The 26057-nt window shown below is 55.6% G+C and carries 24 protein-coding genes; 8 read left to right on the top strand and 16 right to left on the bottom strand.

Annotated elements, in window-relative coordinates; genetic code table 11:
• Nucleotide 1 precedes the first annotated feature (1 nt).
• The gene (locus PHD44_RS06605) at nt 2–2389 is read right to left on the bottom strand and encodes an AsmA family protein (protein ID WP_300189480.1); all 2388 of its coding nucleotides are present in this window, start codon (nt 2387–2389) and stop codon (nt 2–4) included.
• Between the two features lie 215 nt (nt 2390–2604).
• Here PHD44_RS06605 and PHD44_RS06600 point away from each other — a divergent pair, with 215 nt between their 5' ends.
• From PHD44_RS06600 to PHD44_RS06585, 4 genes are all read left to right on the top strand, one after another.
• Nucleotides 2605–2832, top strand: a complete 228-nt coding sequence (locus PHD44_RS06600; RefSeq protein ID WP_300189478.1) for a MoaD/ThiS family protein — start codon at nt 2605–2607, stop codon at nt 2830–2832.
• A 166-nt stretch (nt 2833–2998) separates the two neighbouring features.
• Entirely contained in the window at nt 2999–3328 is a 330-nt protein-coding gene (locus PHD44_RS06595; protein ID WP_300189475.1) for a hypothetical protein, read from the top strand.
• Nucleotides 3329–3452: 124 nt separating this feature from the next.
• Nucleotides 3453–3764 carry an isoamylase early set domain-containing protein gene (locus PHD44_RS06590; protein WP_300189473.1) on the top strand — a complete coding sequence of 104 codons (312 nt, stop codon included), beginning with the start codon at nt 3453–3455 and terminating at the stop codon, nt 3762–3764.
• 65 nt (nt 3765–3829) lie between these two features.
• Nucleotides 3830–4723 carry a D-hexose-6-phosphate mutarotase gene (locus PHD44_RS06585; protein ID WP_300189470.1) on the top strand — a complete coding sequence of 298 codons (894 nt, stop codon included), beginning with the start codon at nt 3830–3832 and terminating at the stop codon, nt 4721–4723.
• 35 nt (nt 4724–4758) lie between these two features.
• On the opposite strand, the gene PHD44_RS06580 is transcribed toward PHD44_RS06585, so the two are convergent.
• Together PHD44_RS06580 and PHD44_RS06575 are read right to left on the bottom strand one after the other, a co-directional pair.
• Complete coding sequence (locus PHD44_RS06580; protein WP_300189469.1) at nt 4759–5460, bottom strand: PilZ domain-containing protein; 702 nt, start codon at nt 5458–5460, stop codon at nt 4759–4761.
• A gap of 95 nt (nt 5461–5555) precedes the next feature.
• Nucleotides 5556–6815, bottom strand: coding sequence for a 6-phosphofructokinase (locus PHD44_RS06575; RefSeq protein ID WP_300189466.1), 1260 nt, complete (start codon nt 6813–6815; stop codon nt 5556–5558).
• A gap of 96 nt (nt 6816–6911) precedes the next feature.
• On the opposite strand from PHD44_RS06575, the gene PHD44_RS06570 reads away from it, so the two are divergent.
• Nucleotides 6912–7916 (top strand): class 1 fructose-bisphosphatase, encoded by a 1005-nt coding sequence (locus PHD44_RS06570; RefSeq protein WP_300189464.1) that lies wholly within the window; start codon nt 6912–6914, stop codon nt 7914–7916.
• A gap of 96 nt (nt 7917–8012) precedes the next feature.
• On the opposite strand, the gene PHD44_RS06565 is transcribed toward PHD44_RS06570, so the two are convergent.
• The 3 genes from PHD44_RS06565 to PHD44_RS06555 form a co-directional block, all read right to left on the bottom strand.
• Nucleotides 8013–8588 (bottom strand): SCP2 sterol-binding domain-containing protein, encoded by a 576-nt coding sequence (locus tag PHD44_RS06565; RefSeq protein ID WP_300189461.1) that lies wholly within the window; start codon nt 8586–8588, stop codon nt 8013–8015.
• Between the two features lie 182 nt (nt 8589–8770).
• Complete coding sequence (locus PHD44_RS06560) at nt 8771–9217, bottom strand: hypothetical protein (RefSeq protein WP_300189458.1); 447 nt, start codon at nt 9215–9217, stop codon at nt 8771–8773.
• 59 nt (nt 9218–9276) lie between these two features.
• The gene (locus tag PHD44_RS06555) at nt 9277–11979 is read right to left on the bottom strand and encodes a GNAT family N-acetyltransferase (RefSeq protein ID WP_367182011.1); all 2703 of its coding nucleotides are present in this window, start codon (nt 11977–11979) and stop codon (nt 9277–9279) included.
• 167 nt (nt 11980–12146) lie between these two features.
• On the opposite strand from PHD44_RS06555, the gene PHD44_RS06550 reads away from it, so the two are divergent.
• Both PHD44_RS06550 and PHD44_RS06545 read left to right on the top strand, forming a co-directional pair.
• Complete coding sequence (locus PHD44_RS06550; RefSeq protein WP_300189453.1) at nt 12147–13079, top strand: histone deacetylase family protein; 933 nt, start codon at nt 12147–12149, stop codon at nt 13077–13079.
• 122 nt (nt 13080–13201) lie between these two features.
• On the top strand, nt 13202–14002 hold the full coding sequence (locus PHD44_RS06545; RefSeq protein ID WP_300189450.1) for an undecaprenyl-diphosphate phosphatase: 801 nt from the start codon (nt 13202–13204) through the stop codon (nt 14000–14002).
• A gap of 79 nt (nt 14003–14081) precedes the next feature.
• Here the strand turns inward: PHD44_RS06545 and nusB are convergent, their stop codons facing one another.
• The 7 genes from nusB to glyA all read right to left on the bottom strand — a co-directional run bounded on the left by nusB (nt 14082) and on the right by glyA (nt 20141).
• Nucleotides 14082–14672, bottom strand: a complete 591-nt coding sequence (gene nusB / locus PHD44_RS06540; RefSeq protein WP_300189447.1) for a transcription antitermination factor NusB — start codon at nt 14670–14672, stop codon at nt 14082–14084.
• The gene (ribE, locus tag PHD44_RS06535) at nt 14669–15154 is read right to left on the bottom strand and encodes a 6,7-dimethyl-8-ribityllumazine synthase (protein ID WP_300189511.1); all 486 of its coding nucleotides are present in this window, start codon (nt 15152–15154) and stop codon (nt 14669–14671) included. Before ribE ends, nusB begins: the two co-directional genes overlap by 4 nt.
• Nucleotides 15155–15183: 29 nt before the next feature.
• On the bottom strand, nt 15184–16317 hold the full coding sequence (gene ribBA / locus PHD44_RS06530) for a bifunctional 3,4-dihydroxy-2-butanone-4-phosphate synthase/GTP cyclohydrolase II (protein ID WP_300189444.1): 1134 nt from the start codon (nt 16315–16317) through the stop codon (nt 15184–15186).
• Nucleotides 16318–16415: 98 nt separating this feature from the next.
• Complete coding sequence (locus tag PHD44_RS06525) at nt 16416–17066, bottom strand: riboflavin synthase (RefSeq protein WP_300189441.1); 651 nt, start codon at nt 17064–17066, stop codon at nt 16416–16418.
• 119 nt (nt 17067–17185) lie between these two features.
• Nucleotides 17186–18349, bottom strand: a complete 1164-nt coding sequence (gene ribD, locus PHD44_RS06520; RefSeq protein WP_300189438.1) for a bifunctional diaminohydroxyphosphoribosylaminopyrimidine deaminase/5-amino-6-(5-phosphoribosylamino)uracil reductase RibD — start codon at nt 18347–18349, stop codon at nt 17186–17188.
• Complete coding sequence (gene nrdR, locus PHD44_RS06515) at nt 18339–18866, bottom strand: transcriptional regulator NrdR (RefSeq protein ID WP_300189435.1); 528 nt, start codon at nt 18864–18866, stop codon at nt 18339–18341. The genes ribD and nrdR overlap by 11 nt, the downstream gene beginning before the upstream one ends.
• 21 nt (nt 18867–18887) lie before the next feature.
• On the bottom strand, nt 18888–20141 hold the full coding sequence (gene glyA / locus PHD44_RS06510; RefSeq protein WP_300189432.1) for a serine hydroxymethyltransferase: 1254 nt from the start codon (nt 20139–20141) through the stop codon (nt 18888–18890).
• Between the two features lie 314 nt (nt 20142–20455).
• On the opposite strand from glyA, the gene PHD44_RS06505 reads away from it, so the two are divergent.
• The gene (locus PHD44_RS06505) at nt 20456–20944 is read left to right on the top strand and encodes a Crp/Fnr family transcriptional regulator (RefSeq protein ID WP_300189429.1); all 489 of its coding nucleotides are present in this window, start codon (nt 20456–20458) and stop codon (nt 20942–20944) included.
• Nucleotides 20945–21007: 63 nt separating this feature from the next.
• Here PHD44_RS06505 and PHD44_RS06500 read toward each other — a convergent pair whose 3' ends face one another.
• From PHD44_RS06500 to ccoG, 3 genes are all read right to left on the bottom strand, one after another.
• The gene (locus PHD44_RS06500; RefSeq protein ID WP_300189426.1) at nt 21008–23467 is read right to left on the bottom strand and encodes a heavy metal translocating P-type ATPase; all 2460 of its coding nucleotides are present in this window, start codon (nt 23465–23467) and stop codon (nt 21008–21010) included.
• 41 nt (nt 23468–23508) lie between these two features.
• Nucleotides 23509–24312 carry a FixH family protein gene (locus PHD44_RS06495; protein ID WP_300189423.1) on the bottom strand — a complete coding sequence of 268 codons (804 nt, stop codon included), beginning with the start codon at nt 24310–24312 and terminating at the stop codon, nt 23509–23511.
• A 257-nt stretch (nt 24313–24569) separates the two neighbouring features.
• Nucleotides 24570–25976, bottom strand: a complete 1407-nt coding sequence (ccoG, locus tag PHD44_RS06490) for a cytochrome c oxidase accessory protein CcoG (protein ID WP_300189510.1) — start codon at nt 25974–25976, stop codon at nt 24570–24572.
• Between the last annotated feature and the right edge of the window lie 81 nt (nt 25977–26057).

The raw sequence follows: 26057 nt of genomic DNA, 5'->3' as shown, positions 1-26057 counted from the left end.
ACTATAACCCAAGCCCCTTGAGCAGGTTTTTCACCGGAGCGGCCTTGTCGCCAAGCCGCTTGTCCAACTCGGTGTTGATTTTCTCCTCCACTTTCTGCTTGGCCTGATCTTTGAAAACGGCCTGCATGTCAATGCCGAACTTAGGCTGGGCAAAAGTCCCGGTAATCGTGATCGGCACATTCAACTGCTTGAGTTTTTCCAGTGCCTTGCCGTCCTGCCCGGTCGCCGTATTCACTACCGTGGCATTGAGCAGGTAATCGATCGTCTCCCGTGCGAGATCGACATCGCCTTTGCCCGTTACGCGCAGCAGGGGCGAGGCACCCTTGAGATCGTCGTTGTGCGCCACGCCATTGCGGATGATCGCACTCCCGGAAATGGCCGAGAAGTCCGTTGCCTGCGTTCTGGGCACCGCGGTGGTTTCACCCTGCAAACGTGCTTGTGCGGCACGAAGCATGTAACCCAGATCAACGCCTTTGATCTGACCATTACGCAACGAGAAATCAGCGGTACCATCCAGTGCCGATTTGAGCTTGCTCAAACGCGCGCCCTGCGTGCGTAGAGCCAACCGCACGTCGCCCGTACCGGACAAACGATCTTCATTCATCGCGGCCGTCAAGGCCGGTTGCAAGGCAATATTCCGGGCATCGAGTTTTGTCTGCCAATCGGGTACGGCTCCGCGTACATCCAACGCGGCCTGAGTTTGGATCGTGCCGCCGAAAGACATGAAATCGAATTGTTTCATATTGATTTGCCCGCCCGATGCAAGCACAGCAAGCGCCAACTGTTTCAACTGATACTTCTGATAAGTCAGTTGATCGAGATTGATCTCGGCATCGAGGTTCAGCTTGCGCAAGGCGTCCACGGGTAGCGGAATTTCCATATCAGCCGAAGCAACTGGCTTGGGCTGATCCGTCAAGGAACCTTGAGCTCCAGCCGGTTTGTGCTCAGATGGTTTTGCCGCAGCAGTGCCCGGCGGCAGATAGGGATTGACATCAAATGCACCGCCTTTGAGGCGTGCGTACATCCGATTGGTTTTCAGATCACTGATGCCCACGGTACCGTTCAGGTCATGGCCATCCAGACTGAATGCCAAATGATCCAGCATGGCCTGATTTGGTGTGACGCGCACATCGGCCTTCACCGCACATTGCGTCAGAGCCTTGTCCGACTGCATGGAAGGTACGCGATACTTGAGCGCTTCGGCAAGTTGGCGGGGATTGAACGGCATGATGGCTAACGGGCCTGTCACCGACAGGTTCTTGCCGAGGCCCGTGACATCCAACGAGGTTTTGACGACCAGTGGCGCCGATTCGATCTGCCAGTTCGGCAGACTGATATTCCCCTTGTTCATATCGGCCGCCACGCCGCCATGGGCTGAAAAATCCAGTTCCCCCGTGTGCGAGGGCAAACCTTGGATTTTCCCGGCAAGCGATAACTTGTCACTTAAATATTGCCCCTTTTGCCAATCTGCCGAAAGTGCACCCTTGGCGGTCAACGCGGCATGCGTCAGACCAAATCCTTTTTCCAGATCAACGGTGGCATCCATTGCAGAAAGATTGACAGCATGCTTGGGCAGATCAACCGATACCTCGGGCACGGACAGATCAAGCTCGCTTTTCGCTGGTAGCGCGGCCGGATTATGTTGTGCATCGGGCACGACGCTGGCGTGAAATTTCAGGGATTTGGCAGAGAACTGTTCGCCATTGGCCTTCATATCGAATGTGCTGCTCAGACGAACATCGCCCGTGAGCTTGCCCAACTTCGGATCTTGCGTGGCGTAACTGAAGTTCAGGGACATATCGACCGCCTGCCCAAGACGAATGGCGCCACTGTCGAGATTGAGATGCTGCAAGGCCAACGACTGCCCGGTAACTGCATCCTGCCAATCAAGGTTCGCGTCATTGATTTCCACGCCGCCGATGGCCAGAGCCGTTACTTTGTTCGAGGAGGAGGCCCCAGCCGCGCCGGATGGAGCGCCCGTCGATGGACGGGCCAGCAGATCTGCCCAATTGGTCACCCCGTTGCTATTGCGGGCCAAATGGATGGTTGCGCCATCGAGGACGAGTTTCCCGACTTCAAATTGCCCCTTGAGCAGAGGCAGAAGCGCCGCTTTCACTTCGACCGTTTTAGCCGTCACCATATTCTTTTGCGCAAATCCCGGTGCATTACCCAGGGCGACATCCTGCACCGACACACCAAGCCAGGGGAACAGGGTGAGATGAATCGGCCCGCCAAGCTCAATCGTCCGCCCGGTCTTTTCTTGAACGATGCTGGAAATTTTATCCTTGTAGTCGTTGGGATCGAATGTGGCAACAAAGGCAACGGCTGCAATGAACAACACCAGAATCAGAGCAACGATCCACATAACAATTCGTTTGATCCACTTCATTACAGCACCTATCTTGGTAAAACCACGCTTCATGAAACAGCCCGGGAATTTTCTGAGGTCAAACCACTCAAAAGTTCACAGAAATTTCAGACAAATCTTTGCTTGGGGGCAACTTTAGCAGACAATAAGTTGTAACGGGCACTATGCAAGGATCAGGCAAGGATTTGGCGATCCGTTTCCAATTCATCCATCAAGACCGAGTAATAAAACGCTTCATGGGCATTACCATAAAACTTTTCGCCAGCCTGCGTGAGCAGTTCGCACGCGATGAGCTGAAAACACCCGACACGCCAGCCACCGTTCACGACGCGTGGTTGCGCATAACCGGGAAAGAGCGCCCGGCCAATATTCTGGCCGCGGTCAATCACGAATACGTCCATTTCGATCATCCACTGCAAGAAGGCGATGAGGTGGCGTTTTTTCCACCCGTCACCGGGGGTTAGGGGAGCGCTGATTTATTCAGTGCTTCCCGCTTGGGGCAGGATGCCCCAACACGAACAAAGATGTACGTCTTTGATTCGTGAGAGCCATCGCGGGCGTGTACCGCGATGAGCGAGCTGATTTATTCCAAGGATGGAATAAATCAGCATTTACTTAAGAGAGCAGAACATGACACCAGAAATCCAGCGAATGCTCGCCAGCCGCCAGCGGTTCATCAAACGTTGGCCGGTCATTGCCTTGATGGTGGCCGCCGTCACCCTGGGGTTTTACATATGGGCATTCATGAGGCAACCCATTCTTGTAAACCCCATTCATGTGGTTCATCTGATCCAGAACAACGCACTGGATAGCGCGACTCAATCATTGCTCGCCATCGTAGCACCGCTGCTGTTTTTGACCATTGGGGCGCTGCTTCTACTGTTGCTGCTATTCGTTACCGTCGGCCTGATCAATGAAGGACGCCTGATCCGTCTTCTGGAGCAAAAACAGGCACCCTAAAAACTTTGATTAAATCTTTATTATTTGTGATCATCCTGTAAAAGAAACAGCGTAAAAAAGAACAGGAATTCAGGCAGGCTCGGTTCGACGTTTCAATCCGATCATATTTCATGGAGAAAACAGCATGTCCCTTATCAAAAAAAACCTGAAAACCCGCCCGGTTTGCAAAGTCACCTTCACCTTGCCACCAGCTTATGGAGCACAGGCCAAGACCGTGAATCTGGTTGGCGATTTCAATGAATGGTCACAAGAAAGCCATCCTCTGAAAAAGGCGAAAGGTGATGGCAACTTCAGCATCACGGTTGATCTTCCCGTCAACGAGAAATTCCAGTTTCGTTACCTGATCGATGGCACGACCTGGATCAATGATGACCAGGCAGACGAGTACACACCCACACCATTCGGCAACGAGAGCAACAGCGTCGTCCGTACCTAAAAAGACGGACCGGATTTATACCCATTTGAATTTGCGCACTCTAAAAGTGCCCCCAGAGGATTAGCATGGACGCACTTGAAACGCTTAACCGGAAATTCGCAGATTGTGAGGGTCTTGAGTTCATCAAGATCGGCGATCTTACCTTGGCGAAAATCGATACCCCGCTCGCTCAGGCGACTGTCGCGGTACAAGGCGCACAAATCATCGAATGGAAGCCTGCCGATGAAGACCAACTTGTTGTCTGGCGGGCGAAGGAACCGGCTTATGAAGCGGGCAAATCAGTGCGGGGCGGCGTCCCCGTCTGTTGGCCGTGGTTCGGCAATCACCCCAGTCTGACCATGGCGCACGGGTTTGTGCGATTCAAGGATTGGATTCTGATGAATGCCCAATGCGATCCCGAGGGGCAGGTGCACATGCACTGGCGGATCACTGACGATGCCGAGTCCATGGCATTGTGGCCGCACCGCTTCGAACTGGATGTGATCATGCATATCGGTACCGAATTGCGTATTCAACTGGTCACGCATAACACGGGCGACGAACCGTTCAGCATCACTCAGGGGCTGCATACCTACCTGAATGTCGGCGATACGCGCAGCACGGTCATTCGCGGACTGGAAGGCGGGTACTACCTGGACAAGCTCAAAGGGTTCGCGCGCACACCGCAGGACGACCTTATCACCATCACCGGCCCAATGGATCGCATCTATTTCGGTACCACGCACACCGTAGAGGTGGAAGATGCCGAATTCAACAGAGTGATCGTGGTATCCAAGGAAGGTAGTCATTCGACCGTCGTCTGGAACCCGGGCGAGAATGTACCTTCTGGCATGCGGCCAGAGGAGTCGAGAAACATGGTGTGTGTTGAAGCCGTGAATGCCGCCGACGATACCATCTCGATCGCTCCGGGCGAGCGCAAGATACTGGGCACCACCATTTCAGTCAGATCAATGGGCTGAACAACACCATCATCACCAATTTCTTGCCGGGGCCGTCACATCAGGTAACGCTGCAAACGCATGACCGTTCGATCCAGCTGCTGTGACTCGATCGGCCCAAGATCGACGAACTCGGCTCCGAATATCCACTCCCCCGGGGAAACAATACGCTGATTGCGTATCACGAGGCTTACCGACAGATCGGCAAACCCATCAATCGCCAATTTCACCGGGGACAGTTGTACCCCCTGCTCCAAGCCCACTGCCTGCTCGGGACGAAGTGCGATTGCGCAACCACCGGCAGAAAGATCATCTAACCGCCCCACCAAAAGCGTACTCGTCGTCGGCTGAAAAAACTCCACCACACCGATGACATCGGGCGGAATCCGGACCCGAAATACATTCCGGCGTTGCAAACGATCAATTTGGGCAGGATATGGGACTTCAAAATACCGGTCGGTGCCCTCAATCTTCTCTTTGAGATGATCGACATAAAACCACGAAACCAGCTGATCGATAACCGCCTGCACCCGAATCCGGCCGGAAGCCTTGAGATGATTCAAAGGGGCTTCTTTGGGCTGATCAATCAAAAAACGACGGTTTTCCGGGTCATTGGAGACCATCTGAACCGCGATCTGAAAATCTTCATCCCCTTCAGGAATCAACCAGAAATGCCCGCGTTCATCAAAATGTCGCGCAAGTATCTTGTCGATCACGCGAGGGCTCCGTACCGTAATGATGGTGTCTTGCTGACTCATATGTAAGGACGTATCCGGAAGGCCTACTCAAAAATAAGGGGCCAGCATAGCGGGCCTTGCCCACTATGGGCAAGAAATCATCATCGCCCGCCGAATCAACCCGGTTGCCCCCTCCACTCAGGCAACCGCTTGACCGTCAGTTCAAAATTCAATTGCGCGAATACAGGCAAACCGTTTCTGAACGGAGGCAGGTCCTCACCCTGGATAAGTGGCTGCATGTAGCGTCGTGCCGCATCTGTAATGCCGTAGCCATCGGCTCGGATATAAGCCGGCGGCACCGGCAACTCGACATCGGCCACATCATCGAGTGGCACCGCGCCCAGCGACCAGAGATAGGGTTCGTCTGACAACCGTTGAATGGCGACCATCACATCCGACTGACCGGCCATGGCATAAGTGACGGCTGCCGCCCCGCAGGCATAAGCCTGATCGACATCCACCCGTGAAGCGAGATGCCGCGCCGAACGCTGAAAATAATCAGAAACGGCCCAGTGGGTCTTGTACCCAAGCCCACGGCTCATGGCGGCAATCTGTGGCGCCATACCACCCAATTGCTCATGGCCGAACGTCCCACTGGTTTGCTCCTGAGCGCAGAAGGTTCCGTCACCGCATAGCAATCCTTCTGCCGCGACAACGATACAAGAACCAAATTGCTGAACACGTGCCTGTAAGGCTTCAAGGAAGCCCGCAGGATCGAAGGGTCGCTCTGGAAACAGAAGCAATAATGGTGAATCCTCCCTTTCGAAAGCGAGTCCGGCCGCCGCAGCCAGCCAACCGGCATGTCGCCCCATGACTTCCAGCACAAAGACCTTGGTCGAAGTTCCTGACATCGCGGCAAGATCCCTCGCCACTTCCCTGACGCTGGTGGCGATATATTTTGCCGCCGAACCGAACCCGGGGCTCGTGTCGGTCATGGGCAGATCGTTATCGATGGTTTTGGGCACGCCGATGACGGTCAGATCGAGGTGCCGGGCACGGGCGAATCGAGCTACCTTGGCCGCGGTCAGCATCGATCCGCCCCCGCCGTTATAGATGAAGGTGCCGATATCATGTGCATGGATCACATCGAGCAACCGATCGTACTGCTCCGGATGCGTATCCGGCTCACCCAGATCGGCTCGACAAGAACCGAATGCGCCGCCCGGTGTATAGCGCAACGCCGCAATTTCCGACGGACTCACCTCCGACAGGTCGTACAGCTCTTCACGCAGGATCCCCAAAATCCCTTCGCGCGCCGCAAATACCTTGCCGAAGTGCTCCGGGTGCCTCTGTGCGGTTTCAATCACCCCGCAGGCACTGGCATTGATGACCGCGGTAACCCCGCCAGACTGCGCATACAAAACATTGTGTGACATAGAACCTCGGAGTTTCGATTGTGGCATGGTGGACATAAGGCTATTATGCACAACGATTATCAAGACTATATTGCAACTTATCTTAAGGAGTTCGGGATGCAGATCGGCACCAGCCTCACCCATTGTTTAATTGAAAAACAGCAAGCTCACCCAGACGCGTCTGGTGAATTCACGCTCCTGATGAATGACATCGTCAGCGCCTGCAAGGTCATTTCCAGCTACGTCAACAAAGGCAACCTGATCGGCGTTCTGGGCTCGGCAGAAACGGAAAACATTCAAGGTGAAACCCAGAAAAAACTCGACATCATTTCCAATGATGTGTTCACCAACACCCTGATGCATGGCACACAGGTCGCCGCCCTGGCGTCAGAGGAAATGGACGAGGTATACCATCTGCCGGCCAACGCCAAGCGTGGTAAGTATCTGTGCGTTTATGATCCGCTGGATGGTTCGTCAAACATTGACGTCAACGTCACGGTCGGCACCATTTTCTCTGTTCTGCGCGCGCCACAAGGCGTCGAAAACCCGAGCGAGCAGGATTTCCTGCAACCGGGTACGGAACAAGTGGCCGCTGGTTACTGCATCTACGGCCCTTCGACCATCATGGTATTGACCACCGGTCAGGGCGTAAACGGCTTTACGCTGGACATGGACATCGGCGAGTTCAAACTGACGCACCCGAACATCACCATTCCGGAAGACACCAAAGAGTTTGCCATCAACATGTCGAACCAGCGCTTCTGGGATGCGCCGGTCAAACGTTATATCGATGAATGCCTGATCGGTAAAGAAGGCCCGCGCGGCAAAGACTTCAACATGCGCTGGGTTGCATCCATGGTGGCTGAAGTTCACCGCATCCTGACCCGCGGTGGCGTGTTCCTGTACCCCATCGACAGCAAAATCCGCGCACAAGGCGGCAAGCTGCGTTTGATGTACGAAGCCAACCCGATGGCCATGATCATCGAACAGGCCGGCGGCATGGCGATCACCGGCCCCGAGCGCATCCTCGATATCAAGCCGCATAAACTGCACCAGCGTGTACCGGTCATCCTTGGCTCCAAGAACGAAGTTCAAGTGCTGTCGGATTACCACAAAGCCTGATTGCGGCCAGCCAGCAGTCAGAAAGACGCTCCTAGTGTTTGCATAAACAAAAAGCCCCGTTTAACGGGGCTTTTTTCATGCTCGGTTGGAAAACGATTATTTGGCCGACGCCACTTTGCCTCCACCCGGGCAGGACGATTTGCTGGACGCCACTTTACCGGTTAACAGAAGAAAATCGCCGAACGGCCCCATCACATTGGCAGCCTCCATTTTCGGCCCTTCAAACTGCAATTTGCCCGACATCATGGCACCCATGGCGCCGCAGCCCCACGACCCTTTGCCCATGCATGTCCAATCCGCATCGCTGGCATGCATCAGATAATCCACGCTGGAATTGAGTTTGGTCGTCTTGACCGGCCCAGCATAGACGCACATCGCCTTGCCATCCTTCGGCGCGATATCCAGTTCGACGCGCGTCGAGGCACCGCAACCATCGCGATACATTTGCAATGCCTTGTACCCTTTGCCGCCATTGTTGGCAACCCAACCATCTTTGCCGCCAAGATCGTTAGTCAGGGTTTGATTCTGATTCCACTGACTGCAAACCTGCTGCGCCCATTTGTCGTCCATGAATGTATCTGCATGGGCGGATGCAGCAGCTGCGGCAAGCAGACCGAGTGCAGCCACAACGCGCGACAAGGGGAATGAGCGAGATAAAACGAATGAAGACATGCCTGAACTCCTGTGGTGGTTTTTTACAGAAACCCAAGGACGGCATTTATAGTGAGAACAATGCGCTCATGTGACACATGAACTGGCAGCCGATCCTTGGCATTTCGATTCACGATGATGCACAAGCCCGGACGGGCCTGCCAGCAGATATTTTTTGTAGTCGATAAAAGGAGCTGTCCTTATCAGTGCTGGCCTTGCCGATACAACGCGACCACTTTCTTGAATTGCTCTGCTGTTAGTTGCTCACGCAGCGTGTCCACACACAGCGAGCGCATCATCACCAGATGGGCGGTTTCGGCACCAATCTGCTGAACCAGATGGTCTCGTTGGTCCCTCGGGCCACCATCGAGCAGGATATGACGCAACTCGATGCGCAGTTCGGCGATGTGGCGTTCTATCGATTCACGCCGTGGCGGCATCTTTTTCACCCAGTCGGCAAAAAATGCTTTCTGTTTGGCATCCAGCCCGAGTTCCTGCTCATTTTTCAGAACAATCGGCATCAACGCGACAATCGGCGGTGCAAGTTCCGCCCGTGTGGCAGCACTCAACTCGGCTTGTGCGGGCAAGACCATGCCGAAACACAAAGCCATGCCGGCCACACCACCAACCCATTTTGAACTTAAACGCATTTAAAGATCCCCCTCAATAACAGAATGATAAACATATAAAATGTGATAACCCGGAAGACTTACAGACGCCGCGAGATCCGGATGGCGTCCTTGTCGGATTCGAGCACCTGCTCGCTGAACCCCGTTCGGGCCGCCAGCTGCCGCATGGGTTCGTTTTGCAACAAAACATCTCCGAACAAATACCGCACGCCACGCTGCCTAGCGTAATCGATGAGCATTTCGAGCAGATGACTGCCAAGGCCACGCCCGTGCCACTCGTCCGCCACCACCAGGGCAAATTCGGCGCTTTCGCCATCCGGCTCCAGGCTGTATCGCGTCACGCCGACTTCCACCGCTTCACCGCCCTCTGGTGTGTACAAGGCAATGAAGGCCATTTCGCGGTCGTAGTCGATCTGGGTGAATCTGACCAGCATCTCGGGTGTGAGTTCGTTCAGCATCCGCATGAAACGAAAATACCGCGTTTCCTCTGATAGCCCGCGCACGAAACGCTGCTCGATCTCGGCATCTTCGGGTCGAATGGGACGCACCTTGATGACCTGCCCGTTATCCAGCACGATCTCTCTTTGGAACGAAGCGGGATAAGGATGGATCGCCAGATGGGCATAGGGATCCTGAATCGGCATGCGTTCGGTCAGTTCAATCCGGGCATCCACGGCCACGACAGACAACTCACCGGCCAGGAGCGGATTGATATCAATACCAGCCACCTCGGGCAACTCACAAACCAGCTCGGAAACCTGCATCAGAATTTGATCCAATGACTTTCGATCAACGGCAGGCGCATCGCGGAACGGACCGAGCATCCGGGCAGCATGGGTCTGCGCGATCAAGCGATCGATCAACAAGCCATTCAAAGGAGGTAGCGCAAGTGCCCGATCACGCAATACTTCCACGGCAATGCCACCCATGCCGAAGGCGATGACCGGACCGAAGACTGGATCTCGCGTCACGCCCAGCAGCAATTCACGGGCATGACCGACCTCGGCCATCTGCTCCACCGTGATTCCTTCGATTTGCGCCTCAGGATGTTGTGCCCGAACACGATCGAGCATCTCCTGGGCCTGTTGCCGCGTGGTTTGCACACTGCGCACATTCAAACGCACGCCGCCGACATCGGTTTTGTGCGTCAACGTCGGCGCACTGATTTTCAGGGCGACCGGGAACCCGAGCGACTCGGCCGCCAGCATGGCTTCGTCCGCATCTCGCGCCAGAATCGTTTGCGTAGTGGGAATATGAAACGCATTGAGAATCGCCTTGGACTCTCGCGTGGTGAGCACCTTGCGACCTGCGCTGCGTGCAGCGGCCAGAATCATTCTCGCGCCAGCAACATCCGGATATTGTTCAGCCAGTACGGGCCCCGGCGTCTGCATCAACACCTGCTGATTACGTCGATGCGCCAGCAAGTAGGAAAGCGCCTCGACTGCCGTTTCCGGTGAACGAAACTGCGGGATATTCGCGGCATCGAACATGTCTCGAGCCTCGTTCACCAACTTTTCACCCATCCAGCAGGCAAGCACCGGCTTTTTATATCCCGTCTGGGATTTGACCACATCGATGACGGCCTGGGCACAGGCGGTCGGATCGGTCATGGCCTGCGGTGTGAGCATCACAATGATCATATCCACACCCGGGTCTGCCAACGAAAGGCGTAACGCCGTCTCGTAGCGCTCGGCCGTCGCGTCCCCGATGATGTCCATCGGGTTGCCGTGCGACCAGGTCGCGGGCAACGCTGCATTCAGCGCGGTAACGGTTGCGTCACTCAATTTTGCCAAAGGCACGTTCAGATCGGCCGCCCGATCGGTGGCCATCACGCCCGGCCCGCCGCCATTGGTGAGAATCAGGAGCTGATCGCCCCGCAAGCCGAGGCCGCTGGCCAGTATCTGTGCGGCTGAAAACCACTGGGTAATGCGTTCGACTCGAACGACACCGGCCCGCGTGAGCGCCGCGTCGAACACATCATCCGCACCGATCAACGCCCCTGTGTGGGTTGCTGCCGCTTTTGAACCGGCCGCGTGACGCGCCGATTTGAGCACGATCACCGGTTTCATGCGCGCCGCGGCCCGCAAGCCACTCAAAAAGTGGCGGGCGTCCTTAATGCCTTCGATGTAAAGCAAAATGCCGGTGGTTTGCGTATCCAGCGCCAGATAATCCAGCAAGTCACCAAAGTCCAGATCTGCCGCATCGCCTGTCGAGGCAATAGCGGAGAACCCGACCCCGCGGCTTTGTGCCCAATCCAGCACCGCCGTAACCAGAGCGCCCGATTGCGACACCAGTGCCAGCTTACCGGGCAGTGCCTGATTGTGGCTGAATGTCGCATTCAGGCCGATACTGGGGCGCATCACACCCAGACAGTTCGGCCCCATCAGACGCATACCGAACTGCTGCGCCAATTCCAGACTCTCGCGCATCAGGCGCTTGCCTTCGGAACGGTCGGCTTCCCCGCCTTCACCAAACCCCGCGGAGAGAATCACTGCAGACTTCACGCCCGCCATACCGCATTGCCGGAGAATACCCGGAACAGAAACAGATGGCGTCGCGATAACGGCCAAATCAACCGGCTGATCAAGGTGCAGAAGATCCGGCACGCAAGGCAGGCCCTGAACCCGCGTGTACTTGGGATTAACAGGGACAATCGCCCCCTTGAATCCCGCTTCCACCAGATTCGCGAGTACCATGGTGCCCACGGCGCCCTCGCGCTCACTGGCGCCGAAAACGGCCACGCCTCGCGGATTGAACATCGGTTGGAGAATATGCCCTGCCATTAACTCATCCTCTTGTTGCATGGATTGCTGAATCGTTTGCTGAATCCTGGATCACGCCCGGCCCGTAAACGGCTTCATCCGCGCGTTATCTTGCTCTGATCGATGCGCCCGCGCAAAATAGATTCACACGATCACCACCCACGATAAACATCCAGGATGGCAACCCGATGAATCTTGCCTATATCACGCATCCCGATTGCCTGCTGCACAGCAATGGCCTGATCGGGGGTGTGCCGCATCCGGAAAACCAACGACGCCTCACCGAAATCCAGGATCATCTGATCGCTCAGGGCATCGAACCCTGGCTGGTTCATCTGACCGCACCGGCTGCCACAAAAGAGCAACTCTACCTCGCTCATGATCGGGCGTATGTTGAAGATGTTTTTCAGAATGCGCCCGAGGTTGGCGGGTTTCTGTACGATCAGGATGTGGTGATGATGCCACACACCCTCTTGGCCGCGCGTCATGCCGCCGGCAGCGGCATTGCCGCCGTCGACTGGGTCATGGCCCAGCCGAACCGCCGCGCCTTCTGCGCCATCCGTCCACCGGGGCATCATGCAGGAAAACACAAAGCAGCCGGATTCTGCCTGTTCAACAATACGGCCATCGCCTGCTATCACGCGCTGAAGAATGTTGGCCTAGATAGAGTAGCTATTGTCGATTTCGATGTGCACCATGGTGATGGCACGGAAGATATCGTGGCGGGCGACGAGCGCATCCTGTTCTGTTCGAGCTTTCAGCACCCGTTCTACCCGTATAGCGGCGTCCCGCCCTCTGGCGATAACTGCCTGCCTGTTCCCTTGCCTCAAGGTACCCGGGGCGACGCCTGGCGCAGCGCCGTATCGTCGGCGTGGTTCGACCGGCTCGATGCCTTCGCACCCCAGCTGATTGTCATCTCGGCTGGCTTTGATGGTCACCTGCTCGATGATATGGGCGGTTGGGGGCTGGTTGAAGCCGACTATCAATGGCTGACACATGAATTGGTACACATCGCCGACCGCCATGCCCAAGGCAGAATCATCTCCTTGCTGGAAGGAGGCTATGAACCGCACGCGCTGGCCCGCAGCGTGGCCGCCCATATCACGGCATTACAGGCTTGACCCTATAGTCGCCGAACCCGATGAAGATGACAAAATGGTAATCCGAGGCCGCCTGCATCGGTCAACCGATTTAGGGTAAGCTATCGGGCTTGTTTTGCCTGCCTATTGCTGAGGTGTCTAACATGATGTTGCCCGACTGGCTCACCGCCGCCGTTCTTGGTCTGGTTGAAGGTGCCACAGAATTTTTGCCGATTTCATCCACCGGCCATTTGATCATTGCCGCGGATTTTCTGGGTTATACGGGCGATGGCGCCAAGGTATTCGAGATTTTCATCCAGCTGGGCGCGATTCTGGCGGTGATGTGGTTTTATCGGCAAAAACTGACAACCGTGCTGGTGGGCCTGCCGCGTGAACGCAGTGCGCAGAAGTTCACCCTGAATCTGATTGTGGCCTTCATCCCCGCCGCCATTATCGGGCTGGCAACACACAGCTATATCAAAGCGCATCTGTTCAACCCGCTGTTTGTGGCCGTTGCCTTGATTATCGGCGGATTCATTATTTTGCTGGTTGAGCGGTTTGCGCCTGCGCCGCGTATCCACCATGTCGATGACATGAGCTGGAAAGATGCACTCAAAGTCGGCGTGGCGCAGTGCTTTGCGCTGATTCCGGGCACGTCCCGTTCCGGCTCGACGATCATGGGCGGCATGATGTTCGGCCTGTCGCGCACCACGGCAACCGAGTTTTCGTTTTTCCTGGCCATCCCGACCATGCTCGCCGCCACGCTGTTCGACCTGATCAAACACATGCACCTGCTGCATCCCGAAGACATCCACATGATGATCATCGGGTTCATTGCCGCATTCATTTCCGGCCTGGCGTTTGTGAGCATGCTGCTGCACTACATCAGCAAACACACCTTCAAGGGCTTTGCCTATTACCGGATTCTCTTCGGTGCGCTCGTGCTCTGGTACTTCTGGCCCTGATTCACAGTGGAAACAGCATAAAGAAAAGCCGGGATAATCCCGGCTTTTTCATGCAAGTCAGAACCGCGATGGCCTTTGTTTAGCGTCTCGGCTCACTCAAACGAACGCGGTCGGCCAGCTTATCCAGCACGCCATTGATGTATTTGTGGCTCTCCGTCGCCCCGTACAGCTTGGCCATTTCAACCGCTTCATTGATGGCCACCGCGCGCGGGATTTCCGGTGTGTGGATCAGTTCGAACGCGCCGAGGCGCAAAATCGCCTGCTCGATCGGATCGATTTCCGCCAGCGGGCGATCCAGCAGGGGCGAGTAGGCTTCGTCAAGCGACTCCTCGTTCGCCGACACACCGCGTACGATTCTGCGGAACAGTTCCAGATCGACCTTGAGCATGAAGGCGTCCTCCATGAACTGCGCATCCAGCAAATCGACAGGCGTATGGTTCAGGATTTGTTGATACAGCGCTTGCACAGCCCGCTCACGAGCCCAGCGCCAGCGCTTCTTCGGCGATGGCTTACGGGGCGGGTGGCTTGATCTGGATTTCGACATGGATTTCGACATGGCAGGTGCTGCCTCTTCCTGCGCCATATCATCGGATACGGGCTCACAAGTACCTACAGAATCAGCTAAGGACGCCTTCGATTTTTCCCAGGGGAATTCAGAGAGTTTAGTCACTCGATATGATCCAGTTGCTTGACAAGATTGACCATCTCAATGGCCGTGGCGGCGGCTTCACTGCCTTTGTTGCCTGCTTTGGTGCCGGCACGCTCGATCGATTGCTCGATGGTGTCGGTCGTCAATACACCGAAGATGACGGGCAAGTCGAAATCCATGGCTACAGCAGCAATGCCTTTGGCCGCTTCACCTGCGACGTAATCGAAGTGTGCCGTAGAACCACGAATCACCGCGCCCAGGCAAATGATCGCGTCAAAACGTTCGCTGGCCGCGGCGCGTTGGGCAACCAAGGGCAGCTCATATGCACCCGGCACCTTGATCAGAGTGATGGCGTCAGTCGGCACCCCCGAGCGCTTGAGGGTGTCGATGGCCCCTTCGACCAGACGATCCACAATGAAGGCATTCCACCGAGTGGACAAAATGGCATAACGCGCCTCGCCAGTGGCGGTCAGTCCGCCTTCAATCACCTTAATTCCGGCCATGCTCATCTGTTTGCTCCCGCGATCAATTGTTATTTTGCCATTTCGGCAGTCGCTTGGGCGACTTCATCATAAATGTAATCCACGACTTCCAGACCGTAACCCGCCAAGGCATGGAAGCGTTTGGGGGCACTCATCACACGCATGCGCTGAACGCCCAAATCTTTGAGAATCTGCGCACCCACGCCGTAGGTTCGGACATGATCCTTGGCGGGCGTCGTCGGCATTTCGCCCGTTTGCCAGTGGCGAAGCTGCCCGAGCACGTCGTCTTCGTCAATCATAGGGCGCAGGATAATGGCGACCCCTTCGTCCATCTGCCCCAGGCGGGCCATGACATCGGACAGGGGCCAACCGCAATCCGAACCCAACGGTTCAAGCAAGTCGCAAACCGGTTGGTGCACATGCACACGGACCGCGATGGGCGTATCTGGCGAGGGCTTACCCCGAACCAACGCAAGGTGCGTTTGTCCCGTGCTGTGGTCCTTGTAACTCACCAATCGGAACGTCCCCCAGCGCGTTTCGATCTCGGATTCGGCCACCCGCTCGATGGAACGTTCATGCTTCATGCGATAGCGGATCAAATCCTCGATCGAGCCGATCTTGAGTCCATGGGTCTGGGCGAAGATCTCAAGATCAGGCCGGCGCGCCATACTGCCATCCTCGTTGAGGATTTCAACGATCACCGCTGCTGGCTCCTGGGCACCTGCCAATCGAGCCAGATCTACACCCGCTTCAGTGTGCCCGGCACGGGTCAGCACGCCGCCTGCCCGGGCCATCAACGGAAAAACATGACCCGGCTGCACGATATCGGTGGGCTTCGCATCCTTCGCAACGGCGGCCTGTACCGTCCGTGCGCGGTCCTGAGCGGAAATCCCGGTAGTTACCCCCTGAGCCGCCTCGATGGATACTGTAAACGCCGTCGAGAACTGCTCGCGGTTCTGCGAGACCATCAAGGGCAGCTTGAGTTGAGCGCAACGCGCTTCGGTGAGTGTCAGGCAGATCAACCCACGCCCGAAACGCGCCATGAAGTTGATGTCCTCCGGCCGCACCTTCTCTGCCAGCATGAGCAGATCACCTTCATTCTCGCGATCTTCATCATCCACAATGATGACCATGCGCCCTGCGGCGAGGTCATCGAGAATTTCATCGATTGAACTGAAGCTCATTTATGTCGGGCTCATATGGGTTGAGGTTAATGGACGAATTCTAGCATTTGCCGACGCCTGATCGCTTGAAAACCCGTTACGCTTGGCAAATTCACGGCTCAACCGACCGAGTAAGGCGAGCCCATGTAGTCGGCGTAGGGATGTTTGGCAGAACTCGCCTGCCCTGCCAGCAATCGTTCGAGATAACGCGCCACCACGTCGATTTCGAGATTGACCTGGCTCCCCGCCTGATACTGCCCCATGATGGTCTGGGCCAGCGTGTGCGGGATGATGGTCAGGCGAAACCGCGAACCATCCACATCGTTGACGGTCAGGCTGACGCCATCGATGGTTACCGATCCTTTCTTGGCGATGTACTTCGCCAGATCCTCGGGCGCCCGCAGCCAGAAACTGGTCGCACGCGCCTCTTCGCTGCGCGATTCCACTTCGGCCAGACCATCGACATGCCCACTCACCAAATGCCCGCCCAACGGCGTGGACAAGGTCAGTGCCGTTTCAAGATTCACCGGCGAACCCGGTTTCAGATGACCGAGCGTGGTGAGTTTCAGCGTCTCGCGCGAACAATCCACGGTAAAACTGTGCGCGTCAAAAGCCGTGACGGTCAGACACACACCGTTGACCGCGATGCTGTCACCCAGGGCGATCTTGTTCATATCCAGCTTGCCCGCATCGATCGTCAACTGGATATCGCCGCCCTTGGGCGTCATCGTCCGCATAGAACCAACAGACTGAATAATGCCGGTAAACATGGCCTTCCTCCGGAGATAAGGTTTTCCTAAGATGATTATCAAGGGATATCCAAATGCGTCCATCCCGGACTGAGCGTGCAACGCTTCCCTGTATCGCAAACCTATGGCGATTGTTCAGCTCACCATCCAGTGGCGCCGGATGAATCAGCGAGTGGTACCAGCGTGATTCGAAGATCCCGCCCCACCGTCAGGGTGTCCCGAATCTGCCAACGCCGCGCGCCATCGAGCCGATCCGGCGACGATAAGGCAAGACAGGGTTGGGCCTTGTGCCCCAGCAAGACGGGCGCCTGATAGATGATCAACTCATCCACCCAGCCTTGGTCGACAAAGGCACCCGCCAGTTTTGGCCCTGATTCGACCAGAACCTCACTGATGCCCTGCTGCGCCAGATCACGCAGGATGAACGCGAGATCCAGACCGGAATCGGCCTGGGGCGCTGCCACCAGTTGAACGCCCCGCGCGGTCAAACCATCGTGATGGATACCCGCATCCACATCGCGTGTGTAGATACGCACGTCGCCTGGCACATCAAACATCGGTGCGAACGGCGGCAGGCGCAGGCCACTATCGAGCACGACGCGCAAAGGTTGGCGCACCGCGCCGTCGATCGCAAGCTCCTCGGCCGTCAAACGTACATTGAGGCGCGCATCATCAGTCAGCACGGTGTCCACACCGGTCAGAATCGCAGCGTGGCGCGCGCGCAAAAACTGCACATCGCGCCGCGCGGCCTCGCCCGTAATCCAGCGGCTTTCACCATTGGCAAGCGCCGTGCGGCCATCGAGCGATTGGGCAATCTTCACCGTGACCCAGGGACGTCCGCGCTCGATACGGGATAAAAACCCGCGATTAAGCCAACGCGCCTCGGCTTCCAGCTGACCGGTCTCGACCTGCACACCCGCTGCACGCAGGATGGCATGCCCTTGCCCCGCTACGCGCGGATCGGGATCGGTCATGGCGGTGACCACACGGCGAACCCCGGCCGCGGCCAGTTGCGGTGCGCAAGCGGGTGTTCTGCCCACATGCGCACAGGGTTCGAGCGTGACATAGGCGGTTGCGCCATTGGCGCGTTCGCCCGCCTCCTGCAAGGCGAACACCTCGGCATGGGGGGCCCCTGCTCGTGCGTGAAAACCACGACCAACGACTTCACCCGCCTGAACGATGACGCAACCCACCCTTGGGTTAGGCTGAGTGGTCGTGATGCCGCGCTCGGCCAAGGCCAGGGCTTCGCGCATCCAGCGAGTGTCATCCGGCGAAAAGCCTGCCTGCACAAACTCAGCCGACATCGGGATCACCCTTGGTCGCATCACCCACTTTTTCTGATTTCGTACTCAGGCTTTCTTGGCCGAGCGAATCCTGATTAAGGCCCTCGATCGCCGCGCGGAAGGCCTCCACGTTATCGAAGCTCAGGTATACCGAAGCAAAGCGGATATAGGCCACCTGATCGAGTCGCCGCAATGCCTGCATGACCAGATCGCCGATCTTACGCGCCGTCACTTCCTTTGCGCCTGTGGCTTGCAGGGTTTTCTTGATCTGATCGATTTCATCATCGATTCGGCTGGTGGCAACCGGCCGCTTTTCGAGCGCGCGCATCATGCCCGAACGAAGCTTTTCTTCATTGAACGACTGCCGGGCACCGTTACTTTTCACGATGCGCGGCAAGCGAATATCGGCGGTTTCATAGGTGGTGAAGCGTTGCTTGCAGGCAAGACATTCCCGACGGCGGCGAATAGAGACACCGCCCTCGACCATACGCGAATCAATCACATGGGTGTTGGGATGCCCACACGCAATGCACTGCACAGATCAATACCCCGGTGCTGCTTACTTACCGTAGACCGGAAAGCGACGGCACAATGCAGTGACCTTGCCACGCACTTCGGCGATGACAGCTGCGTCGTCAATCGCATCGATCACATCGCACATCCAACCCGCCAATTCGGTTGCTTCCTGAATGCCGAAACCGCGTGTCGTGATGGCAGCCGTACCGACACGGATACCGGAAGTTACGAAAGGCGACTGCGGATCATTGGGCACGGCGTTCTTGTTGACGGTGATGTGCGCCTGCCCCAGGGCCGCGTCGACGGCCTTGCCGGTCAGCCCTTTTTTCACCAGGCTGACGAGAAACAGATGATTGTCTGTACCGCCGGAAACCACATCCAGGCCGCGCTCAACGAATACCTTGGCCATCGCGCGCGAATTATCAACAACCTGCTGCTGGTAAGCTTTGAACGAAGGCTCAAGGGCTTCCTTGAACGCCACGGCCTTGGCGGCGATCACATGCATCAAGGGGCCACCCTGTGTGCCGGGGAACACCAGGGAATTGAGTTTCTTTTCCACCTCTGGGTTGGCTTTCGCCAGAATGATGCCACCGCGTGGGCCGCGCAGGGTTTTATGCGTGGTCGAGGTCGTGACATCGGCGATCTGGACAGGGCTGGGATAAACACCTGCCGCGACCAGACCGGCCACATGCGCCATGTCAACGACGAGGTAGGCACCCACTTCATCGGCAATCGCACGGAAGCGGGACCAATCAATTACGCGGGAGTACGCGGAAAAACCGGCCACAATCAATTTTGGCTTGTGCGCACGCGCCAGTGACTCGACTTCGGCGTAGTCGATATAACCTTGCTCATCGATGCCATATTGAACGGCGTTGTAAATTTTGCCGGAAAAATTGACCTTGGCACCGTGGGTCAGGTGACCGCCATGCGCCAGACTCATGCCGAGAATCGTGTCACCGGGATTGATCAGCGCCATGAAGACAGCAGCGTTGGCCTGTGAGCCGGAGTGCGGCTGAACGTTGGCATAATCGGCGCCGAACAGCTCCTTCGCGCGATCGATCGCCAATTGCTCGGCCACATCGACGTATTCACAACCACCGTAGTAGCGCTTGCCCGGATAGCCTTCGGCGTACTTGTTGGTCAGCACCGAGCCCTGGGCTTCCATGACCCGCGGGCTGGCATAGTTTTCGGATGCGATCAGTTCGACGTGATCTTCCTGGCGCACTACTTCGTCCGCCATGGCTTGCGCCAATACGGGATCGAAATCGGCAATCGTCATTGACTTTGAAAACATTGAAGAAATCTCCAAAAAAACAAAAAATTAACTGGTCAGCATCCAAAAACACCGACTGAAAAGAAAAAGATTGAATTGGCGATAAGTTTAGCACAATCCACTTAAAACTCGGCTCCGGTGCAGTATCCACCATCATCAAGTTGAACATGTAGATACTTATTCACCAACAAATTGCACCAAATTCATTCGTTGTCCGCAGGAAACAATCACCGCCTCGAATCATCGACAAAACCCACAAAGTTCTGGACAATCCAAGGCATCAGGAAATACTTAATTCACCTGATGCAATTTAAAAAATATCAAGGACAGCACCCATGATTACCGACAAAGACCGCAATCAACTCACTGAATTTCTAGGCAAATTGACCGATACCGCAATATTCACGCAGCGGGAAATCAACGCGTTTCTGGATTTTTGCGACTTGATGTGTGTGGATAAGGGTGAAATTATTGCCGACATCGGCGAGGTCGGTGAGTCGCTTTATTTTTTGCTTGAAGGCGAAGCAGAGCTGATCGTCGGTTCCACGGTGAATGAGATGGTCGTCGGCCAGATCCCGGCCGGTGAAATGCTTGGCGAAATGAGCTTTTTTGACCGCAAGCCACGTAATGTTCGCATGCGCGCAAGCAAGCCCACACGCCTGCTGCGCCTGCCTCGCGTCATGTACAACCGCATGCGGCTTGAATACCCCGTGATAACCGTACTGCTTCTGGAGTACGCCATCATCAGTCTGGACAACCTCTACCGGCGCACCAGCACCGATATGGCACTTCTCAATCAGTACCTATACAGCATCGGCAAGTAACCCCGCAGGCCGCCCCACCAGCACGTAACACCTCGCGGGGCACATCGCCCTCTCAAAGCTTTTTCAGTCCCAACGCAATCGCAAAGCGTTTCCCACCACGAGGATCGAGCTCAAGGACATACCAATGGCAGCAACCCAGGGCTGAACCAACCCTGCCGCCGCCAGGGGAATGGCGATGGCGTTATACACCACAGACCAACCCAGGTTTTCCTTGATATTCGCCATCACTCGACGCGAATACCGCAGACCGAACGGGATTTGCATGAGTTGATCATTGATCAGCACGATATCCGCGCTGTGCCGGGCAATTACGGTACCGCCCCCCATAGCCATCGAAACCTGAGCCTGCGCCAGTACGGGGGCATCATTGATTCCATCGCCCACCATGAGCACGATGGCACCTTCCGACTGCAACTGCTCGACCCGGGCCAGTTTCTCCGCAGGTAACAAACCGCCTTCGGCATGCAAAACACCCAGGCTTTGGGCCATCTGAGCCACGCGATCCCGATGATCCCCCGAGAGAATGATGGGTTTGAGCCCAAGAGAAACAATCTCATCCAGCGCCGCCTTGGCATCGGCACGAATGGTATCGCTTAAATGCACAATACCCGCTAATCGCTCCTCAATGGCAACCAGAACCTGAAGATCCGCCGATGCGGAAAAATCGACGGATGCGGCGATACCCAACTCCTCAAACAACCGTTGATTGCCAACAGCAATACGGTGTCCGGCCACCACCCCGGTCATTCCCCGACCCGGGTGGTTTTTCACATCAGTAACAGGCAGCAGCTCACGGCCGCGCTTTGCCGCGAGGACGATTGCTCGCCCCACGGGGTGCTCGGTTTGTTGTTCAAGTGAACCAGCCCAGAGCAGCAGTTCATCGGGAGAAAACGACGATGTCGGCTCAATACGCTGGACGGCCAGTTGACCATCCGTCAATGTACCGGTTTTATCGAACACGACATGCGTCGCGTGGGCCAGCCCTTCCAGCGCATAGCCACGCGTCACCAGCAAACCTGCACGCGTCATCCGCCCTACGGCGACCGCAATGGCCGAAGGGGTGGCAAGAGAAATGGAACACGGACAGGTAATAGCCAGAATGGAAACGGCAACCCAAAATGCCTTGCTTGGATCAATCCATAACCAGATGGCGGTCACGACAACGGTAATGCCCAGCAAGGCAAAAACAAACTTGCGCGCGAAGCGATCGGCCAATTCCGAAATTTTCGGCTTCTGTGACTGGGCACGATCGATCAACCGGACAATGGACGATACCAGCGTATCCTGCCCTACTTTCTGCACCGTCATCACCAACGGGCTCTCTGTATTGATCGTACCGGCCACTAATTCGGCACCGGGATATTTGCTTTCCGGCACACTTTCGCCGGTCAGCATCGCGGCATTCACGCTGCTTTCGCCCTCGAAAACAACACCATCCGCCGGCACGGCGTCCCCTGGGCGAATCAGCACCCGATCGCCTTCGACCAAGTCAAAAGCAGGAATGGCATGCACCGATCCATCGGGCTCGATCCGATGAGCAACGGCGGGCACCAGCCGCGTGAGCGATTCACTCATTTCGCCCGCTTTGTGACGAGCGGAAAGCTCCAACAGTCGACCGCCCAGCAGAAGCGCAATGAACATCGTGACCGAATCGAAATAGATATGACCTGAGTTTGTGAAAACCGCCCAGGCACTCCCCGCATAAGCAAGAATAATGCTCAAGGATACAGGCAGATCCATGCCCACCTGCTTTTGCTTCAGATCCCGCCATGCCGGTTTGAAGAAGGCCTGCCCCGAATACAGCACGATGGGCGTCGACAGGATCAGGCTCATCCACCAGAAAAAGTAGCGCAGTTGATCGTTGATACCCAGATAATCCCCGAAATACAGGGCCATCGAGATCATCATGACCTGCAAATAAACCAGGCCAGCCACAGCCAATCGCTGCATCAATATATGCCGCTCTCGTTTGAATACACGGTCTTGGCGGTTTGGATCATAGGGGTGGGCGCGGTAACCGATCGCCGCAATCGCATGCAGAATTTCGCTCAGCTTGATCTGCCGGTTATCCCAGGAAACCTGCGCACGATGCGTCGAGAAGTTGACCGAAAAGGAAATGACGCCGGGTAACTGCCGCACATGACGCTCGGTGAGCCACACGCAGGCAGAACAGACGATACCCTCGAGAATGAGCGAAGCTTCGCGCGTGTCTCCCACACGATTCGCCACAAATGATTTCTGCATTTCGGGGCGATCGAAGACCGACAGTTCTTCCAGCATCCGCGACACATCATCGGCGGGTCGGGCTCCCGGCTCCGTACGATATCGGTAGTAATCCTCCATCCCGTTATCAACGATGGCGTCGGCCACCGCCTGACAGCCGGGGCAGCACATCGGCCGATCTTCACCGAGAACATGGGAATGGAAAGTGGAACCGGGCGGCACCGGTAATCCACAATGAAAACAGGCTTCTTTTCCAGTAGCCGCAGTATATTTTTCTTCAGAGACGGCTAAGGTAGACATGCGTCAGCACTCCGAAAGTCACAGATAACTGCCGGGCAAGATTAATTGCTTAAATTGATATTGGTTTGCCCATCCAATTCAAAATTGGCATCACCTTTCTTGATATGAATAACAACTTCCCAAAGCCCTGGATTGGTCATCTTCAAAGGCTCCTGATAAACCCCGGCTTGAGACTCCGGCAGGACGGTCAGAAAATCCAACCGCTTATCTGCCGGGCGCATGAAATGAACCTGTACTGAGGCGCCCGTGACGGGGTTGCCATCCTTGTCGACAACGGAAACACGGAACAAGGTCGGCTTGTTCACCACCGGCGAATCAACCCAACCCTTGTGGACCTTCCACCCGCGCTGAATCTGCTCATCGAGGGCATCGTTGTACTGGTTGAACATTTTCAGGTCTTTCTGATAATCACGAGAGACCGTCCCCGGAAAGAAAGAAGTCACCTCGGTGCCCTCATCCGGCTTGGGAAGCAGTTCCTTGGCCGCATTCTGCGAGAGGCCGCTGCTGGCTAACGTGACGAAAATAGAGTCAAGCAGCACCACAACGGAAAGGAAAATAATGACGTAGGTCGGCCCCCAGTGGAAAGTCATCTTGCCATCTTTCGCCTTGCGCGGCGGGAAGAGCAACCCGAGGATAAAGGCAGTCGCCACGTAAAGCACAATAACCATTGTGACGATATCCGAGCCCGGCCAATGGGTAATCGCATAAGGTGCATAAGCCGCGAGAGAGAGAATCCCGAGAATCATGGCTATCGGTCTGCCCGCCTGTGGCCAGCGCCACTTCAGCAAGAAGAAAAGAACAATAATGCCTAAAACACCGATACTCCCCGGTAAAACCAAACTCATCGAAATCTCCAAAAACGCTTTCAATAAATAAAAAACACGTTGGCAAAGAAGCAGGCCAACGCGGTCTTACCGCATTGGGGGCCTCCACAACAAATCAATGCAGAGGTTCTACGGCACGGATAGGTGCGCCACTTTCCAATCACCCATCATCGGCAATGGAAGATTGGAAAATGGAGCTCACCGAAATCATCCCTTTCGATGAGCTTAATCTGACAATCTGAATTGGATCCCTTGATCCAGCCTCAGATGCAAATCAATTATCTGAAATTAAAGCTGGTCTCTTGCTGGATAACCGGCAAACGTCCGGACTTATCCTTGAGCTCAAAACGGATAATCTGGCGAGAAACTCCAGCTTCTCGCGGCGCTCGCACGTGCAGCAGATAATTTCTCGTTCCATCAGCAGGGATGCTCAAGGTAGTGAAGTTGCCACCAATGGACACATGAGCGTCTTTTAGACCCTTCAACTCAAGCTCGAGTTCCAGCGGAACCTGTTCTTTATTGTTAATTTTCAGCTGATAGCTATTTTGGACTGTGCCATCGGACATCACCACAAACAGAGGTTGGCGGATTTGTTCCACTGCGAAATCAACCGGCTTCATGTTGAAAATACCATACAACAACAATCCCGTAGCCAACAGCGTCGCAATGCCATAACCGATGGTTCTGAACTTGAACAGGCTTGGTTTTACGCCTGTTTCCAGTTCTTTTTCAGAAGCGTAACGGATCAATCCTTCAGGCCATCCCCGCTTGTCCATGATCTCGTTACAGGCATCGATACAGAGCCCACAAGAGATACAGGCCAGTTGAAGACCGTCACGGATATCGATACCTGTCGGGCAGACCTGCACACAAAGTTTGCAATCGATGCAGTCTCCCGTTCCCGCCGCATGACGCTCTTCCAGTGTCATCAAGCCCTTCTGCAAAGGTTTACGACCAGTAGAACCCTCGCCTCGATTCACGTCATAACTGACCAGTAATGATTCCTTATCGAACATCACGGCCTGAAAACGGGCGTACGGACACATGTAGATGCACACCTGCTCACGGGCGAATCCAGCCGCCACAAGTGTTGTTGCCGTAAGAATGCCAGTTGTGATGTAGGCGGCGGAATTGGCCGTACCCGTGAAGAAGGCGACAAAGAGTTGGGGGGCATCCGCCCAGTAGGCGGTAAAGGTAAACCCCGTCCAGAAGGCCACTAGGGTCCAGAGGAAGATCGTCAATCCCTTCTTCCAGATCTTCTCAGCATCCCAGCCCTGCTTCTCGAGCTTCATCCGCTTGTTGCGATCTCCCTGAACCCAGTATTCGATTTTCATGAATACATCGGTCCAAAGCGTTTGGAAACAGAAATAGCCACAAAATGCGCGACCGACCAACCCCGTAACAAAAAAGAGCAACCATGCCGCAAGAATCAGGAAACCCGCCAGCAAAAACATGTCCTGTGGATGAATGACCAGATCGAAAAGATAATAGCGGCGACTGGGGATATCGAACATTACCGCTTGCCCAGGCCCTACCGCGCGCTCCCAACGCACCCAAGGCAGCAGGAAAAAAACGGCATAGGCCAAGACGAGCATCGACGTCTTGAACGTTCGGAAGCGCCCTTTGATCGACTTAGGATGGATTGGCTCACGAGCTTTATACAGCTCCGGTTCTTTTTCGGTCAGATCGACAGCAGACATGTGTCTCATACCCCTACGCTAATGGCAGCAGAAAAATCAATCAATAGATTATAAAATATTTTCACA

The sequence above is a fragment of the Halothiobacillus sp. genome (genome assembly GCF_028710545.1).
Classification (GTDB): domain Bacteria; phylum Pseudomonadota; class Gammaproteobacteria; order Halothiobacillales; family Halothiobacillaceae; genus Halothiobacillus.
The sequence above is the reverse complement of the archived record's forward strand: the minus strand, read 5'-3'. Positions and strand labels throughout refer to the sequence as shown.